Here is a 16073-nt window from a genome sequence, read left to right as displayed (position 1 = left end):
TCGCGGAAGGTCAGCGCCAGCGGGCGATCGCCGCGTCCACGTCGCCGTGAGTCAGCGGTGGCGCGGCGTCGCCGGCCCGGTCGAGACGGGGTGCCGGCGCGGGCATCGTCACCGGCCCCGACGCGACGAACGCCGCGCGCTGACGGGCGTGCTCGGTCGCGGTCGCCTCGTCGAGGGTGAGGACGGGGGAGACGCAGGCGTCCAGGCCTCGGAACGCATCCGCCCACTCGTCGCGGTCGCGGGTGCGCAGGATGTCGCCGAGTCGTTCCGTCAGATGCGGCCAGTGCCCGCGGTCCCATCGGTCCGGCAGGTCGCCGGGGTCGAGGCCGAGGCCGCGGACGAACCGGTCGTAGAAGGCGTCCTCGAGTGCACCGACGGCGACGAACCGTCCGTCTCGGCACGTGTAGGCGCGGTAGAAGGGTGCGGACCCGTCGAGGAGATTGGTCCCGCGGTCGTCGGACCACCGGCCGGCATGTCGCCACGACCGCACGAGGCTGGTCAGGGAGCTCGCGCCGTCGATCATCGCCGCGTCGACGACCTGCCCGAGGCCGGTGCGTGTCCGGTCGTGCAGGGCGGCGAGAATTCCGACGACCAGGAACATCGACCCGCCACCGAAGTTGCCGACGTAGTTGAGCGGCGGCGTGGGCGGTGCGCCGGAGGGACCGATCGGTTCCAGGGCGCCCGACTCGGCGAGGTAGTTCAGGTCGTGTCCGGCGGTGCGCGCCAGCGGTCCCGACTGACCCCACCCGGTCATGCGTCCGTAGATCAACCGTGGATTGACCGCGGCGCACTCCGACGGCCCGAAGCCGCGCTTCTCCATGGTCCCCGGTCGGAAACCTTCCACGAGGATGTCGGCGCGGCTCACGAGCTCCCGAAACCGTTCCGCCTCAGCGGGATCGGCGAGATCCACCGTCACGTCCACGCGGCCGCGCAGCATCGCGGCGTCGGCGTCCGTGACGCCGTCGTCGGCTGTGTCGACCCGTCGTGGCCGCGAGACGCGGACGATGTCGGCGCCGAGGTCCGCCAGCATCATCCCGGCGTGCAGCACCGGGCCGATCGCCTCCATCTCCAGCACCCGCACCCCGTGCAACGGGCCCGGGTACGTCACGAGGCCGAGCGGTGCGCAGGTCCTCCGACCGTCTCCGCGTGTCCGCGGGGCGGCTCGACGAGGAAGTCGTCGAGGTCGACCTGACGCGTCATGGACCAGTAGTCCGTGATGCGCCAGGGCAACACGGCGACCACGCGCCCGTCGGCGTTGCGGTACCAGTTCTGCATCGCGGGGTGCGTCCAGACCATGCGGGCGTGCCGGGCGTCGACCTCCGCGTTGTAGTCGTGCGACACCTCCGGCCGGCACTCCAGGACCGCGATGCCGTCGGTCTGCATGCGGTGCAGGGCGTCGACGATGTAGCGGACCTGGCACTCGAGGATGGTGATGAAACTGCCGCCGTGCCCGATCGCCGTGTTGGGTCCGGTGAGGATGAAGAGATTCGGGAAGTCGGGGACCGTGATCCCGAGGTAGGCCCGGGCGTCGTCGTCGCCCCACACCTCTCGCGTGGACCGACCGGACCGGCCGACGATCTCCATCGGGTACAGCATCCGAGTGCTCTGGAAGCCGGTCGCCAGCACGGCCACGTCGAGTGCGTGCTCGACACCATCGGCGTCGACGACGCCGGACGGGGTGAAGGCGCGGACCCCGCGGGCGACGAGGTCGACGTGCGGTTCGCGCAGCATCGCGTACCAGCCGTTGTCGAGCAGCATCCGCTTCCCGAAGGGCGGGTAGTCGGGCAGGGACGCCGCGATGAGGTCGTCACGGTCGCCGAGCTGGTCCCGGATGTATCGCTCGTAGAACCGGCGATGACCGTGGTTGGTCTCGTTGATCGACGCACTCGCCTCATGCCAGTCGGGGTCGATCTGGAGCGACGGGTGCACCTTGTCGTTGAAGATCCAGGACAGGTGGGCGCGGTACCACTCGCGGTACCCGGGGATCGTGTCCATGAGCCAGTGGACGTCGTCGTCGACCGGCCGGAAGTAGTCGGCGTTCGGCGCGATCCACTGCGGTGACCTCTGGAAGATCGTCATCGATCCGACGCGGTCGGCGATGGCGGGTGCGATCTGCATCGCGCTCGCGCCGGCGCCGATGATCCCGACCGTCTTGTCGCGCAGGGAGTCCGGCTCGTCGAGCTCGGCAGGCCAGTGGGCGGAGTGGAAGACACGGCCTCGGAAGTCTCCGATGCCCGGCAGGTCGGGGACCTTCGGTCGGTTGAGCAGGCCGACGGCGCTGATGAGGACCGGTGCCTCGAGGTCTGTCGTGTCGCCGTCGGCGCCGACGGCGGTGACCGCCCAGCGTTGCGCATCGTCGTCGAACACAGCGCGGGTCACCTCGGTGCCGAACCGGATGCGCGACCGGATGTCGTGGGCGTCGGCGTAGGCCTGCAGATAGGCCTCCACCTCGTCCCGCTTGCCGAAGTAGGTCGACCAGTCGTGATCGAAGCCGGAGATCGAGTAGAGGTGGCTGGGGGTGTCGACGCCTGCGCCGGGATACCGGTTCTCCCACCAGGAGCCGCCGACCTCCTCGTTCTTCTCCAGGATGACGTGGTCGATCCCAGCGCGATCGAGCGCTACGGAGATCAACATCCCCCCGACTCCCGCACCGATCACGATCGCGCGCAGATTTGGTGCTGCGGTGGGGGCCTGCGGGACGGGCTGCGGGCCGTTGACGATCTCGGCCATCATCGACGCCACGTCGGCCGGGACCGTCTCCCCGGTCGTGAAGGACAGGACGGTCTCGACCTCGCCCGCGGCGAGGTCCCGGCGTGCTGGTCTGCCCTGCTCCCACCAGTGGCGGACGGCGTCGGCGAACGCGGCGCGGATCTCGGCCTGGACCTCGTCGGGGAGCCCGCCCGAGGCGTTCTCGTCCATCCCGCGACTTCGGGTCGGTCGGAAGCGGGGCTGCAGCCATCCGCGATCGCCCGTGTACTCGACCAGCACCGCGAGCATCGTCGGGATGCTCCCCGACGCGGTCGCACGGTCGAGACGGGCGCGGTCGGCGTCGGGCATCGTGGTCATGATCCGAAACTAACAGTCGTTAGCTGCGGAGGGAAGAGCTCCCTGCAAATCGCGGCAGCGAGGCGTTGACGTCGACGCAAGTCGGTGCAACTATGACCTGGATCTCACTAACAGCGGGTAGTTTCAGACGAAGGGTTGAACTGTGGAACTGGTGGAGGCAATGCGGACCACGGGTACCTGCCGGTACTTCAGCGACGAACTGGTGACCGACGACGTACTGCGTCAGGCGTTCGACCATGCCCGGTTCGGGCCGCAGGGTGGCAACCGGCAGCCGGTCCGGTGGATCGTCGTCCGTGACGACGCGACCAAGGCCCGTCTGGCCGAGCTGTACATGCCCTACTGGAACGCCTACTACGCGGCGATCAAGGAGGGGCAGAAGGCGGTCGGCGCCGTCGACCGGACCGTCGAGAGCGCCAACTACTTCGCCAACCACCTGGCCGAGGTGCCCGTGCTGATCGTCGTGTGTGCCGAGATGGCGGGTCTGCACCCGACCGACCACGAGCTCGGACGGCTCAGCGTCGTGGGCGGTGCGTCCATCTACCCCGTGGTCCAGAACCTCACCCTCGCGCTGCGCGACCAGGGTGTCGCCTCCGCCGTCACCACGCTGCTGTGTGCAGAGGAGCCGGCGGTGAAGGAACTGCTGCACATCCCCGACGACGTCATCACCGCTGCCCACGTGGCGGTCGGGTACCCCGCGAAGGGTTTCCCGAAGAAGCTGACCCGCGCCGAGGTCGCCGACACCGCGTTCCTCGACCGTTTCGACAACCCGATGTTCGCGTGACGGCCACGCCGGAGCTGTCTGATCGCCCGATGCTCACGCAGGCGCAGGAGGCGCGGATGCGGCGCGCCACCCTCGGGGACCAACTGCGGCGCCACGCCCAGAGTCGCGGCGCCAGAGCCGCCGTCGTCACCTACGACGCCGCCGGGACCCGATTGGTCACGACCTACGCCGAGTTGGATCGGCAGGCCAACCGCGCCGCGCACCTGTTCCTGTCGATGGGGGTGCGTCAGGGCGACCGGGTCGCGGTGATGTCGCGGAACCGGGTCGAGTCGATCGTGGTCTACCAGGGCCTGCTCAAGGTGGGGGCCGCGTACTCCGGCATCAACGCACTGTTCGGCGCGGCCGAGGTCGCCCAGCAGCTCGACCACCTGAGGCCGTCAGTCGTGGTCGTCGCGGCGGAACTCGAGGCGACCGTCGAGGCGGCGCTCTCCGGCCGCGAGCACCGACCGCACATCGTCGTCCTCGGTGGGGACGGGCCTCGCGGCTTCGACCGCCTTCTCGCGGAGATGGACGAGACCGAACCCGACTGCGTCGTCGACGAACACGACCTGGCGATGATCGTCTACACCAGTGGCACCGAGGCGGCGCCGAAGGGCGTCATGCTCACCCACAGGCACTACCTGATCTCCACGGCGCCGGCCTACACGTGGGGGCTGCGATGCCGTGACGACGACGTGTGGCTGTTCGTCATGCCGCTGCACACCATCGCCGGCATCGGCTCGGCCACATCGCTTCTGCTGCTGGGTGCCACGCTGGTCTTCCCGTCGAGCGTCGCCCCGGCCGACGCGCTGCGCGTGATCCGCGACGAGGGCATCACCGTCCTGGCGCAGACGCCCACCTTCTACCTCGCGCTCGCCGATCACCCCGACTTCGGGTCGGCGACCGTCGGCACGGTGCAGCGGTGCCTGACATACGGAGGCCAGGTGTCGCCGAGGACGGTCGATGCGTGGGCCGACGCTGCCCCCGGGTCGATCTGGGGCACCTACTGGGGGCAGTCCGAACTCGCCCAGCTCGGCTCCGTCGGGTGGTTCAGCCGTCTCGAGGACGTTCCGGACAACGACCCCACCTGGATCGGCAAGCCCGTCGGCCACCTCGAGATCCGTGTCGTCGACGAGGACGGCAGGGACTCCGACAGCGGTGAACTGCTCTGCCGCACACCGTCGGTGATGGTCGGGTATCTCGCCGAACCGGAGAAGACCGCGGCCGTGATGGAGGGCGGATGGGTGCACACCGGTGACCGGGTGCGCCGCGACGCCGACGGGAACCTCTTCTTCCTCGACCGCATCAAGGACATGATCAAGACCGGCGGGTACAACGTCTCGTCGCAGGAGGTCGAACGGGCACTGCAGACGCATCCCGGTGTGGCGCGCGCCGCCGTCGTGGGCCTCCCGGACGACTACTGGGTGGAGGCGGTCACCGCCTTCGTCATCCCCGTCGAGGGCAGTGACGTCACCGGCGACGAGTTGCGGGAGCACTGCCGGACCACGCTCGCGTCCTACAAGCTGCCGAAGCGTGTGCACCTCGTCGACGCGGTGCCGGTCGACGCGCAGGGCAAGATCCTCAAGCGTGAACTACGACGACGTGGCGCCCCGGCCTGAACCGTCGGCGGACGACGGCGTCACCCGACTGACACGACCGCGCAACCGTCGAGACGAGATCGTCTCCGCTGCCGCCGAGTACTTCGCCGAGGTCGGTTACCACTCGGCGGGGATGCGGGGCATCGCCGACTCCGTGGGTATCAAGGGTGCGAGCCTCTACAACCACTTCGGGTCGAAGGAGGACATCCTCTACGCCATCGCGTTGAGGATGACCAAGGTGCCCGTGGAGGAGCACATGCTCGTCCTCGACGGCGCGGGGACGCCGGCCGGTCGGCTGTCGGAGCTCGTCGAGGTCCATCTGCGCTTCCTCGCCGAGAACCGCGTCGAGCACCTCGTGAGCCTGCGGGATCTCGCGGCTCTCACCGAGGAGCACCGCGAGCGCATCGTCGACTACCGCCGGTACTACCAGCGTCGAGTCCGTGACGTGATCGCCGCGGGCGTCCGATCCGGGGACTTCACGGTGGCCGACCCCACGCGCGCGGCCATCGCGGTCCTGGACCTGATGAACGGCGTGAGCTGGTGGCTCCGCGACGACCACGACATCGACGCGCTGGTCGAGACCTATGTCGACTACACCATCGGCGGGATCCTGCGGCACGGACGCCACGACGGCTGACGGGCGATCACGCGTCTGTGGATCGCTCCGCCCGCACTCGGACCCGCATGGTGTGCGTCGCCTCAGCGACGACGGTACCGGCGCCGTCGACGATCGCGACGTGGTGGATCACGTCCGACGACCCGTCGCGCTCGGTCTGTTCACGGATCGTCTGTGCCTCGTCGTGGGTGAGGGTGACGTCGAGTCGGAGTCGGCCGCGACCCGGGGCGTGGAACTCGATGTGGGCCGCCTTGGTCCACACCTCGAACCGGCGACCGAGCTGGGCGGCCAGCATCATCCCGTAGAGGATGTCCGTCGCGCTGAACAGCGCGCCGCCGAATGCCGCGCCGTGCAGGTTTGCCGTCCACGGATAGACCCGCAGGCTCACGACGCCCGACGTCCAGTCGTCGGAGATCCGTGAGACGCGTACGCCCGCGCCGAGCAGTGGCGGGTAGAGGCTCACCAGGACGCGGAAGCGTCCGGGACGGAACAGCCACCGGTGGAACGGGGTCTTCCGCCGTCCGGGGTGGACCGTCTTCGACGTCGTCATGGGTTCATCGTGCCATCCGCCGATGGCACGGTGCGGTGGGTTCAGGACGCGTGTGCTGTTTCAGCAATACGGTGTGCTGTTGTGGCCGGGAGATGGTTATGGTCGCGCCATGCCCCACGGTCATCACCACCACGGTCCCCCCGGCGACCACGCGTACGCGGGACTGCCCGCCGAGACCCTGGCCCTCGCCGGGCACTGGGACGAACTGCTCGACTGGGTGGCGGCTCGGGCGCCGCGCGCTCGTGCCGTCGTCGACCTCGGAGCGGGTACCGGGATCGCCGCGGTGGGTCTCGCGCGACGCCTCCCGGCCGCCCAGGTGACCGCGGTCGACGCCTCGGACGCGTACGACGAGGCGCTGATGCGCGACGCCGACCGACTGGGTGTCGCCTCCCGGGTCCGCACGGTCGTCGCGGATCTCGACGGGGACCTGCAGCTCGATACGGCCCCCGACCTGCTGTTCGCGTCGAACTGTCTGCACCATGTGGCGGATCCCGGACGCGTGCTGCGCGGTCTCGCCGGCGCCGTCACCGACGACGGCCTGATGTGCGTCGTCGAGGTGGCCCGGCCGATGCGGTTCCTCACCGCCGACAGTCCCGCCGGGGCGGCCGAACGTCGTGCCTGGGATCTCGTGGACACGCGGTTGCGTGCGGCGATGCCGACCCACGGCGGCGACTGGCCGCGCATCGTCGCCGACTCCGGCTGGGAGGTGGTCGACGCCCACGAGTTCACGACGCGCGTCGACCCGGGAACCGGGGGACCTGCGGTGACGTGGGCCACCGACCATCTCCGACGGGTCCTCGCGGCCACGCGGGAGCATCTCGCGCCCGACGACGTCGCCCTCCTGGACGACGTCGTGGACCGCGCCGGCCGCGACCCCGCAGGTGTCGGCTGGGATGTCGACGGTTCCCGGATCGCGGTCCTCGCACGGCCCGCGCGCACAGCCGACACCCGATAGGTTCACAGGAGACGGGCGGGGAGAAGACCTAGCGTCGATCCGACACTGACAGCTGAGCTGAGAGGTAGGGCATGGGACCCAAGGGCGTCGAATACGAGAGCGTTCCGAACACGCCGCCGATCCCACGCACGGCGATCGTTCCCGCGGCCGGGCTCGGCACCCGGTTCCTGCCCGCGACCAAGACGGTCCCCAAGGAGCTGCTGCCCGTGGTGGACACGCCGGGTATCGAGCTCGTCGCCGAGGAGGCGAAATCGGCCGGGGCGGAACGGCTCCTGATCGTCACGTCGCCGGGCAAGGACGGGGTGGTGGCCCACTTCGTCGAGGACCTGGTGTTGGAGTCGACGCTGGAGAAGCGTGGCAAGGCCTCCATGCTGGCGAAGGTGCGCAACGCGCCGTCGCTGATGGAGGTCGCCGCCGTGGTGCAGGACAAGCCCCTAGGTCTCGGGCATGCGGTGGGCTGCGTGGAAGCCGAACTGCGCGACGACGAGGACGCCGTGGCCGTTCTCCTCCCTGACGATCTCGTGCTGCCCGGTGGCGTCCTCGAGGTCATGGCGCGCACCCGCGCCCGTCGTGGCGGAACGGTGCTGTGCGCCATCGAGGTCCCGCACGAGAAGATCAGTGCCTACGGCGTCTTCGACGTGGAACCGCTCGAGGACGCGAACAACCCGAACGTGATGAAGCTGACCGGCATGGTGGAGAAGCCCGACGCCGCCGACGCCCCGTCGAACCTTGCCGCCGCGGGCCGCTACATCCTCGACCGCGCCATCTTCGACGCGCTGCGCCGCATCGAGCCCGGCGCCGGCGGGGAGCTGCAGCTCACCGACGCCATCGCGTTGCTCATCGAGGAGGGCCACCCGGTCCACGTCGTCGTCCACCACGGCACCCGCCACGACCTGGGCAACCCCGGCGGATACCTCAAGGCCTCCGTCGATTTCGCGCTCGACCGCGACGACATCGGCCCCGAACTGCGCGAGTACCTCGTCGAACGGCTCGCCCAGGACGCGTGATCGCCCGATCCCGCGCCGTCACCGACTAACGTCAGACCTCGATCAGCAGTCCCCGGGCGCGCCCGGGTGACGAGGGGACGGTGGGAGGCGAGATGCGTTCGGTCGAGGACCAGTTGACGCGGGTGACCGCCGCCGCGGTGGCGCCGCGCCCCGTCCGCGTCGCCATCAGTGAGGCGCAGGGACTCCTGTGCGCCGAGGAGGTCGTCACCGAGGCCCCGCTGCCCGGCTTCGACCAGGCGGCCATCGACGGGTACGCGGTGCGCAGTGTCGATGTCGCCGAGGCCGGCATCGTGGCGTCCGACGACGCCGACGCACCCGGCGAACACGTCGTCGTCGTGCTGCCCGTTGTCGGTGAGGTGCCCGCCGGATCCCGCACCCCCACACGGCTTCAGCCCCGGCAGGCGGTGCGCGTGGAGACGGGCGCACCACTGCCGACCCTCGCCGACGCCGTGCTGCCGTTGCGGTGGACCGACGGCGGACTGTCGAAGGTGAAGATCGGCCACGCCGTCGAGAGCGGTGACTACGTCCGCCGGGTCGGCGACGACGTACAACCCGGTGACGTCGCGGTGCGTGCGGGCACCATCATCGGGTCGGCGCAGGTCGGGCTGCTCGCGGCCGTCGGACGCACCCGGGTGCTGGTGCATCCCCGGCCGCGGCTGTCGGTGATCTCGGTCGGTGGGGAACTGGTCGACATCGACCGCGCGCCCGGTCCCGGGCAGGTGTTCGACGTCAACAGCTATGCGTTGGCGGCGGCAGCCCGCGACGCCGGCGCCGACGTGAACCGCGTCGGCATCGCGAGCCGCGAGGCGTCGCAGCTGCGTGACGTGGTGGAGGGCCAGCTCATCCGGTCGGAGATCGTCGTGATCTGCGCCCCGCTGGGCGGGACGGCGTCGGAGAACATCCGGGACGCACTCGCGCCGCTGGGCGACATCGAGATCGACCGCATCGCCATGCATCCCGGCTCGGTCCAGGGTTTCGGGCAGCTCGGCCGCGACGAGGTGCCGACGTTCCTGCTGCCCTCGAACCCGGTGAGCGCGCTGGTGGCGTTCGAGGTGATGGTCCGGCCGCTCGTGCGGATCGCGCTGGGCAAGCGCAAGCCGATGCGTCGGGTCATCCGGGCCCGCACCGTCGGGCCCATCGCCTCGGTGCGCGGACGTCGGGGGTACCTGCGCGGACAGTTGATGCGCGACGAGCAGACGGGCGAGTACCTCGTGCAGGTCATCGGCTCGTCCGAGAGCGGGTCGTCGCACCTTTTGGCTGGGCTGGCCGAGGCGAACTGCCTGGTCGTGGTCGACTCCGACGTCGACGAGGTGCAGACCGGCGACGAGGTCGACGTGCTGTTCCTGGCGCAGCGCGGCTGATCCGCCCGGCTCGTCGCACCCGCGTATTACAGTTCGGACGTGTTCTGGCGGTCGGCGAACAAGCGCGGTGGTCCGCACCCCGGTTGGCCCACGCGTCTGGGACCCCTGCTCACGCCGGGTGGGACGGTGCGTCTCCGGGGCGTCCGCCTGCGCGACGGTCGGGCGTGGAGCGCCCTGCGCATCAAGAACCAGGCCACCCTGCTGCCGTGGGAGCCGACCGGTGAGGGCGACTGGGCCGATCGCCACCACGTCACCGCCTGGCCCGCACTGTTCTCGGTGCTCCGCCGGGAGGCCAAGGTGGGGAACATGATCCCGCTGGCCATCGAGGTCGACGGCGAGTTCGTCGGGCAGCTCACCATCGGCAACATCCAGCGCGGGGCGTTGCGCAACGCGTGGATCGGTTACTGGATCGACGCCGACCGCACCAACAACGGCGTCGTGACCGCCGCTGTGGCGCTCGCCGTGGACCACTGCTTCGGCCCCGTCGGACTGCACCGGGTGGAGGCCACGGTCCAACCCGCGAACGAGGCGTCGAAGGCTGTGCTGGGCAAGGTCGGTTTCCGCCGCGAGGGGCTGTTGCAGCGCTACATGGACGTCGACCGGGCGTGGCGGGACCACCTGCTCTTCGCTCTCACGGCCGACGAGGTGGTGGGCAGCGCCACCGAGGCGATCGTCCGTACGGGGCGGGCCGCCTTCCCCGCGTGATCTGGTGTCCCGCCCGGCGCGTCGGCGCAGGTCGAGCTGTTCGGCGCATTAACCTTTCGGGGATCACGTGTGACTGGTGTGGTCACCGGGATGACGCCGAGAGGAGGAGCCGCCCGCATGCCCAACTCCGTGCTGTGGATCTGTCTGGTGGCCATCTGGCTGTTCGTCCTGGTCCCGATGCTCATCAAGAACCGCCCCGAGATCCGCAAGCCCACGCAGGCGACGCTCGCCACGCGGGTCATCGACCGCGGCGGCCGCGCGATGTCCCGGGCCACGCGCCGTATCTCCGCCGGGCGCCACCCCCACGACGCCGGCTGGGTCGCCCCGGAGCGCGAGTACCGCAAGCCGGGCGAGCTCATCAACGACGACGACGACCACGCAGATGTCCGGCGTGAGCGGGTCGCCGCGACGGTCGCGGCCGACGATGCCGGCGAGTCCGACGAGGACGCGGTGGTCGACCTCGACGCCATCCACGTCGGCACCCCGCCCCGGACCCGCACCGCCGGCGAGGAGGCCGACGGTGCGCCGGAGATCGTGGCCGAGGACGCCGACGACATCGAGGACGCCGAAGACACCGACGGCGATGCGTCGGCGGGCGACGCCGACGCTGATCACGACGACGATGCGGATGGCGAGCTCGACGACGACCTGCATGACGACGACGCGGCTGACGACGACCTGGATGCCGACGCCGACGAGCCGCGCCGTCGTGGGCGCGGTGGATACGACGCCGCTGCGGACAAGCGTCGCGGCGAGAAGCTCTACCGCCGACGGCAACGGGTGGTGCTCACCCTGGCGATGCTGGCGCTGGCCGGCCTGGGTGTCGGTATCGCGCTCGGTGGGCTCGGTTGGGTCGCAACGGGTGTGACCGTCGCCGCGTTGGTCGTCTACATGGCCGTCCTGCGTCGCGCAGTCCGCATCGAGGAGCAGATCCGTCGCCGGCGTGCGACCCGCGCTGCCCGGCCGCAGCGTCGCCGCGACTTCGACGATGTGGGCGATCCGTTCGCCGACGAGATCCCGATGCACCTGCGTCGCCCCGGCGCGGTGGTCCTCGAGATCGACGACGAGCACCCGGTGTTCGACCATCTGCCGCCGTTCCAGCATCGCCGCATGATGCGCGAGGAGCCGGACTACCGCAGCGCTGTCGGGCAGTAGCGGCGGACACTCGGGGCGTGCTCACCTGGGACGACGTCACGCGGCACGCTGCGTCGCTGCCTGAGGTGACTGTCGGTGACCACCACGGGATGGACGCGATCCGTTTCCGCACCTCGGTCCTCGCGACCCGTCCCGAACCGCAGGTCCTCCGGATCATGCTCACCCCGGAGCAGGTCCACGAGGCGGTCGCCGAATTCGGCTGGGCGAGCGTGGTGATGTGGGGGTCGCGGGTGTCGGCGGTGGCCGTCGATCTCGCCTCGGCCGACGCCGAGCCCGTCCTCGACCTCCTCACCGACGCGTGGCGTCGGCGGGCTCCGAGGCGACTGCAGGACGGTCTCGGAGACCGGTGATCATCGTCCGGTGAGGTCCGCCGCGACGAGCTCCGCGGTGATCTTCGCCGACAGCATCACCAGCGGCAGACCGCCCCCGGGATGGGCGGAGCCACCCACCAGATAGACCCCGGGAACCGGAGATGCGTTCTGCGGCCGGAGGAATGCCGCACGGGCCCCGTTCGACGACGACCCGTAGATCGACCCGCCGGGGGTGAGCGTGCGACGTTCCAGGTCGGCGGGCGAGAGGACCTCGCGCCACCGGATGCGGTCACGGACGTCGACACCACGCTCGGCCATGAGGTCGAGGATCCTGTCGGCGTAGGCCGTCGCGAGTCCCGGTGCGTCCCAGTCCACCCCATGCGGGACGTCGTGTCGCGGCGCGTTGACCAGGACGAACCATGCCGCGCTGCCCGGGCCGGGGACGATCCCGGGGTCGTCGGGGGCCGAGATGTAGACGGTCGGCCGGTCGACCGGCCGGGGTCCGCCGCGACGACCGAACAGTGCGTCGAACTCGGCGTCGTAGTCCTCGGCGAACAGCACCTCGTGGTGCGGGTGCCCGTCTGGCGGATCGTCGACCGCCAGCAGGAGGACGAAACCGGAGAACGACGGGGTCGGCGCGAGCACGCGCTTGGCCATCCTCGTCGTCGCCGGTGTCCGCAGCAGTGCGCCGTAGACCGAGCGGGCGTCGGCGTTGGCGACGACGATCTCGGCCGCGATGTGGGTGCCGTCGACGAGGTCCACGCCGTCGGCCCGGCCGTCGGTGGTGGTGATCGCGCCGACAGACGCCCCGTACTCGATGCGGCCGCCGAGTCCGACGAGCCGGTCGACCAGGGCGGCGGCGATCTGGCCGAGTCCGCCACGGACGTACCAGGATCCGTATGCCTGTTCGGCCCAGGGCACGGTGGCCAGCGCTGCCGGAGCGCGCCGGGGGTCGGATCCGGTGTATGTCGCGTACCTGTCGAGCAGCATGCGCAGTCGCGGGTCGGAGAGGTACTTCTTGCCGATCCCGCGCATGGTCCGCAGTGGTGCGATCGCCGGCAGCGCGGCGGGCGACGGGTGATTGCGCCGCAGCGCCGAGATCGTCAGCGGCGCCTCGAGGAACGTCTCCCGCGAGGCGTCCCACATCGTCTCCGCGCGCTTCAGGAATGCTGCCCACTGTGCCCCGGTGCCCGCACCGAGGGCGGCGTCGAGCGCGGCGGGGATGTCGTCGAGGTGGCCGGGCATGTCGAGGACGCTGCCGTCGGGGAAGCGGTACCGCGCTGCCGTCGACAGCCGCTGGAGGTCGAGGACCTCGCGGACCGGTGCGCCCGTCGCGGCGAACAGGTCCTCCAGGATGTCCGGGATGGTCACCAGTGACGGGCCTGTGTCGAACACGAAGCCGTCGCGCCGGATCACGCCCAGCTTGCCGCCGGGCTCGTCTGCGTGCTCGAGGACGGTGACGTCGTGTCCCTGCGCGGCCAGGCGGACGGCCGCGGCGAGTCCTCCCACGCCCGCGCCGACCACGACCACACTCGTCACGCTGTGCTCACCATCCCTCGATGGTGCCATCACCGCGCGGCGAGCCGTTCCGGGCGGACGGGGGCGATCTGTGGAGCCCCGGGCCGACGGCCCCCGGGTCGGGGGAGACAGGGGGCCGTCGGCGTCTCCGTGGAGACTCCCCACGCACTCGTGGCGTGGGATGGGCCCGTATGGGGATTGGGGGGGACACCCCATCCGGACCCACACCGACTGTACGCACGTTCACGATCGCAAACCGGCACTTTCGGGCTGAATCGGTACGGCGCGTCGCGCTACCGTCACTGCGTGAACGATGCCTCCTGGGCCGATCGTGACCTCGCAGACCGCTTCGTCGACGGGGCTTATGGATCCGTCAAGGGATACGTACGGACCTACGTGCTCCACCAACACCTGCTGCATCATCTGCCGCAGCCGCCCGCGCGGGTGCTGGATGTGGGCGGCGGCGCCGGGCATCAGTCGTTCCCGTTGGCGTCCGCAGGTTTCGACGTGACGATCGTGGAGCCGTCCTCGGCCATGCTCGACCGGGCCCGGGAGCGGCTGCGCATGATGTCCGACGATGCGCGGACTCGGGTGACACTCATCCAGGCGGCCGGCGAGGATGCGGTGGACGCGGTGGGGGACAACCGGTTCGACGGCGTTCTGTGCCACGGCGTGCTGGGCTACCTGGACGACCCGGAGCCCGTGATCGCCACGCTGTGCCGCTGTGCGCAGCCTGGGGGCCTGGTCTCGATCATGACCTCGAACGCCCACGCCACCGCGGTCCGCCCCGCGATGGAACGTCGATGGGTCGACGCCCTCGCGGCGTTCGACGAGCGGGTGCAGGACAACCCACTCGGGGTTCAGACGCGGTCGGACACGCCCGAGGAGTTGACGACGACGCTGTCCGCTCACGGGGTGGCGACGGAGGCGCTGTACGGGACCTGGCTCTTCGTCGACTGGCTCGAGTTCGCCGGCGCAGCCCTCGACATCTCGGATCCCGCCGAGGTTGACGCCATCGCGCGGGTCGAGGCCGAGGCGAGTCGCCGTGACCCCTACCGGCAGATGAGCCGAGCGTTCCATCTTCTCGGACGCCGAGGGGACGCCGACTGACGGTCGGGTGCGGTCGTCAGCTGTCCGTGCGGTTCGCCGTGTCCGGCCCCGGGTGGTCCCGTGCGACGAGCGTCCTCGCGATGTCCGCGATCGGGGTGTTGTCGTCCTGCGAGATCGGCAGCTCGGCGATGATGTCGGCGGTGAACAGTCGCCACGGGGTCTCGTCGTGCATGTCATCGATGGACACCCTCTGGTGCTGCCAGATCGCTGCGAAAACGGCCCCGCAGAATAGATCTTCTGCAGCTGGTCGAAGCGTCGGGCGACGTCGTGCGACGGCGTCGACGGGCTCGGTCGTCGTCACGTTCTCGCTGGTCACGGGTCCACCCTCCGATTCTGAACATGGCTCAAAACTCCCGACCTTCTCGATGCACGCTCTACGAACCGGACGTCTGCAGGCACCGAGAAGGCTGGAGTCTCGTTGCGGCGGGTCACCGCTCGCGTTGCACCCCTGCGCTTGAGACGTGGTGACCCATCTGGCCAGAGCTGACGGGTGTGTCCAACATTGGCCGGCCTGGTTTCGCACGCGGTGCAGCAGTGAAGCCTGTGATCACGGTGGCCGAGGTTGCCGAGGTGTCGCGGTTCTAGCAGTGGGCCGCGGCACCGACCTCGCTACGCCCGAGGGTCGCCCTGCAGGTGCCGCCACCGCTCGCGGGCTTCGTTGACGCTCAGTCCGATGGCGGGGCCGATGTCGCTCCAGTCGTAGCCAACGGCGATGCACGCGCGGACCGATTCGGTGATTGCGTTCTCGTCGCGTGGGCGGCTACGCGCCTTGTGCACGAGCTGGGGCATCGGGTCACCGGTGGGGATGGCGTTCATATCGTGGTCGTTCTGCGACATGCGAACATTCTTGCGAGCGCTTTCGCTTCCCCTTCGCAGGGGTCGGCCGCGGCGGTGGTGAGGGCGTGGCCCACGGCGCCGAGGATGCTCGCCTACGTCGGGCGCGCTCGGGACGCCGACGGTTCCGTCAGCCGCGGGTGCTGTCCTCGGCCAACGCGTCATCGAGCGTGGGCACCCACACCGGCGCAGGGCGAAAGACGTGAATGCCGCGGACTACGTGACCACAGGGGAACCCCTCGTCGTGTGTGAGGTGGATCCTCACACTGTCCGACAGCTTCCACCCGGCGTCCACGCGCTCGTCGTTCTAGGTGGCGAGAGAGACCGCTTGCACGCCCTTGTTCGGCGCGACGAGCCCGGCGAGACGGCTGCCGTCTGCGGTCGCGGCGGTGCTTGAGATCCGCCTGCACCCACGTCGCCCGCGGTGCGCGGGTCAGATAGACCTGATCGATCTCGCGCAGGGACAGCACGATTCCATCGAGGGTGCGGGTGAAGCGCGACACCTCGGCGCGCTCACGGCCCTGGTG

General features: G+C 70.3%; 16 protein-coding genes. 10 read left to right on the top strand and 6 right to left on the bottom strand.

What is annotated here, in order from left to right:
* Positions 1 to 10: 10 nt before the first annotated feature.
* Entirely contained in the window at positions 11 to 1108 is a 1098-nt protein-coding gene (locus LX14_RS01140) for a CaiB/BaiF CoA transferase family protein (protein ID WP_308214057.1), read from the bottom strand.
* The gene (locus LX14_RS01135) at positions 1105 to 3066 is read right to left on the bottom strand and encodes a flavin-containing monooxygenase (protein ID WP_253645452.1); all 1962 of its coding nucleotides are present in this window, start codon (positions 3064 to 3066) and stop codon (positions 1105 to 1107) included. Before LX14_RS01135 ends, LX14_RS01140 begins: the two co-directional genes overlap by 4 nt.
* A gap of 142 nt (positions 3067 to 3208) precedes the next feature.
* Here LX14_RS01135 and LX14_RS01130 point away from each other — a divergent pair, with 142 nt between their 5' ends.
* Genes LX14_RS01130 through LX14_RS01120 form a run of 3 tightly spaced genes read left to right on the top strand, consistent with a single transcriptional unit; the run spans position 3209 to position 6061 of the window.
* Complete coding sequence (locus tag LX14_RS01130; RefSeq protein ID WP_253645451.1) at positions 3209 to 3847, top strand: nitroreductase family protein; 639 nt, start codon at positions 3209 to 3211, stop codon at positions 3845 to 3847.
* Between the two features lie 29 nt (positions 3848 to 3876).
* A complete protein-coding gene (locus tag LX14_RS01125; protein ID WP_253647839.1) occupies positions 3877 to 5445 on the top strand; it encodes a class I adenylate-forming enzyme family protein in 1569 nt (522 codons plus the stop codon).
* Positions 5429 to 6061: a TetR/AcrR family transcriptional regulator gene (locus LX14_RS01120; protein WP_253647838.1), complete on the top strand. Its 633-nt coding sequence runs from the start codon at positions 5429 to 5431 to the stop codon at positions 6059 to 6061. The genes LX14_RS01125 and LX14_RS01120 overlap by 17 nt, the downstream gene beginning before the upstream one ends.
* Positions 6062 to 6068: 7 nt before the next feature.
* On the opposite strand, the gene LX14_RS01115 is transcribed toward LX14_RS01120, so the two are convergent.
* Positions 6069 to 6590 (bottom strand): PaaI family thioesterase, encoded by a 522-nt coding sequence (locus LX14_RS01115; RefSeq protein WP_253645450.1) that lies wholly within the window; start codon positions 6588 to 6590, stop codon positions 6069 to 6071.
* A gap of 109 nt (positions 6591 to 6699) precedes the next feature.
* On the opposite strand from LX14_RS01115, the gene LX14_RS01110 reads away from it, so the two are divergent.
* The 6 genes from LX14_RS01110 (at position 6700) to LX14_RS01085 (ending at position 12123) form a co-directional block, all read left to right on the top strand.
* On the top strand, positions 6700 to 7545 hold the full coding sequence (locus LX14_RS01110) for a class I SAM-dependent methyltransferase (RefSeq protein WP_253645449.1): 846 nt from the start codon (positions 6700 to 6702) through the stop codon (positions 7543 to 7545).
* A 71-nt stretch (positions 7546 to 7616) separates the two neighbouring features.
* Positions 7617 to 8552: a UTP--glucose-1-phosphate uridylyltransferase gene (locus LX14_RS01105; protein WP_253645448.1), complete on the top strand. Its 936-nt coding sequence runs from the start codon at positions 7617 to 7619 to the stop codon at positions 8550 to 8552.
* A 92-nt stretch (positions 8553 to 8644) separates the two neighbouring features.
* Positions 8645 to 9913: a molybdotransferase-like divisome protein Glp gene (glp, locus tag LX14_RS01100; protein WP_253645447.1), complete on the top strand. Its 1269-nt coding sequence runs from the start codon at positions 8645 to 8647 to the stop codon at positions 9911 to 9913.
* 39 nt (positions 9914 to 9952) lie between these two features.
* The gene (locus LX14_RS01095; protein ID WP_253645446.1) at positions 9953 to 10618 is read left to right on the top strand and encodes a GNAT family N-acetyltransferase; all 666 of its coding nucleotides are present in this window, start codon (positions 9953 to 9955) and stop codon (positions 10616 to 10618) included.
* Positions 10619 to 10735: 117 nt separating this feature from the next.
* Entirely contained in the window at positions 10736 to 11773 is a 1038-nt protein-coding gene (gene sepX, locus LX14_RS01090) for a divisome protein SepX/GlpR (RefSeq protein WP_253645445.1), read from the top strand.
* A gap of 17 nt (positions 11774 to 11790) precedes the next feature.
* On the top strand, positions 11791 to 12123 hold the full coding sequence (locus tag LX14_RS01085; protein ID WP_253645444.1) for an MmcQ/YjbR family DNA-binding protein: 333 nt from the start codon (positions 11791 to 11793) through the stop codon (positions 12121 to 12123).
* Here LX14_RS01085 and LX14_RS01080 read toward each other — a convergent pair whose 3' ends face one another.
* Positions 12124 to 13623: a phytoene desaturase family protein gene (locus LX14_RS01080; RefSeq protein ID WP_253645443.1), complete on the bottom strand. Its 1500-nt coding sequence runs from the start codon at positions 13621 to 13623 to the stop codon at positions 12124 to 12126.
* 285 nt (positions 13624 to 13908) lie between these two features.
* On the opposite strand from LX14_RS01080, the gene LX14_RS01075 reads away from it, so the two are divergent.
* Complete coding sequence (locus LX14_RS01075; protein WP_253645442.1) at positions 13909 to 14712, top strand: class I SAM-dependent methyltransferase; 804 nt, start codon at positions 13909 to 13911, stop codon at positions 14710 to 14712.
* A 16-nt stretch (positions 14713 to 14728) separates the two neighbouring features.
* On the opposite strand, the gene LX14_RS01070 is transcribed toward LX14_RS01075, so the two are convergent.
* Together LX14_RS01070 and LX14_RS01065 are read right to left on the bottom strand one after the other, a co-directional pair.
* Positions 14729 to 14884: a hypothetical protein gene (locus LX14_RS01070; protein ID WP_253645441.1), complete on the bottom strand. Its 156-nt coding sequence runs from the start codon at positions 14882 to 14884 to the stop codon at positions 14729 to 14731.
* A 437-nt stretch (positions 14885 to 15321) separates the two neighbouring features.
* The gene (locus LX14_RS01065; protein ID WP_253645440.1) at positions 15322 to 15549 is read right to left on the bottom strand and encodes a hypothetical protein; all 228 of its coding nucleotides are present in this window, start codon (positions 15547 to 15549) and stop codon (positions 15322 to 15324) included.
* Positions 15550 to 16073: the final 524 nt, after the last annotated feature.

Source organism: Williamsia deligens (assembly GCF_024171765.1).
GTDB classification, from domain to species: domain Bacteria; phylum Actinomycetota; class Actinomycetes; order Mycobacteriales; family Mycobacteriaceae; genus Williamsia_A; species Williamsia_A deligens.
This window is presented reverse-complemented; position numbering and strand designations above follow the sequence as displayed.

Bases quoted from the DNA above. Each gene is read 5' to 3' on its own strand.
- LX14_RS01135 (WP_253645452.1), bottom strand. From the start codon at position 3,066: ATGACCACGATGCCCGACGCCGACCGCGCCCGTCTCGACCGTGCGACC.
- LX14_RS01125 (WP_253647839.1), top strand. From the start codon at position 3,877: ATGCTCACGCAGGCGCAGGAGGCGCGGATGCGGCGCGCCACCCTCGGG.
- LX14_RS01115 (WP_253645450.1), bottom strand. From the start codon at position 6,590: ATGACGACGTCGAAGACGGTCCACCCCGGACGGCGGAAGACCCCGTTC.
- LX14_RS01110 (WP_253645449.1), top strand. From the start codon at position 6,700: ATGCCCCACGGTCATCACCACCACGGTCCCCCCGGCGACCACGCGTAC.
- LX14_RS01105 (WP_253645448.1), top strand. From the start codon at position 7,617: ATGGGACCCAAGGGCGTCGAATACGAGAGCGTTCCGAACACGCCGCCG.
- glp (WP_253645447.1), top strand. From the start codon at position 8,645: ATGCGTTCGGTCGAGGACCAGTTGACGCGGGTGACCGCCGCCGCGGTG.
- sepX (WP_253645445.1), top strand. From the start codon at position 10,736: ATGCCCAACTCCGTGCTGTGGATCTGTCTGGTGGCCATCTGGCTGTTC.
- LX14_RS01070 (WP_253645441.1), bottom strand. From the start codon at position 14,884: ATGCACGACGAGACCCCGTGGCGACTGTTCACCGCCGACATCATCGCC.
- LX14_RS01065 (WP_253645440.1), bottom strand. From the start codon at position 15,549: ATGTCGCAGAACGACCACGATATGAACGCCATCCCCACCGGTGACCCG.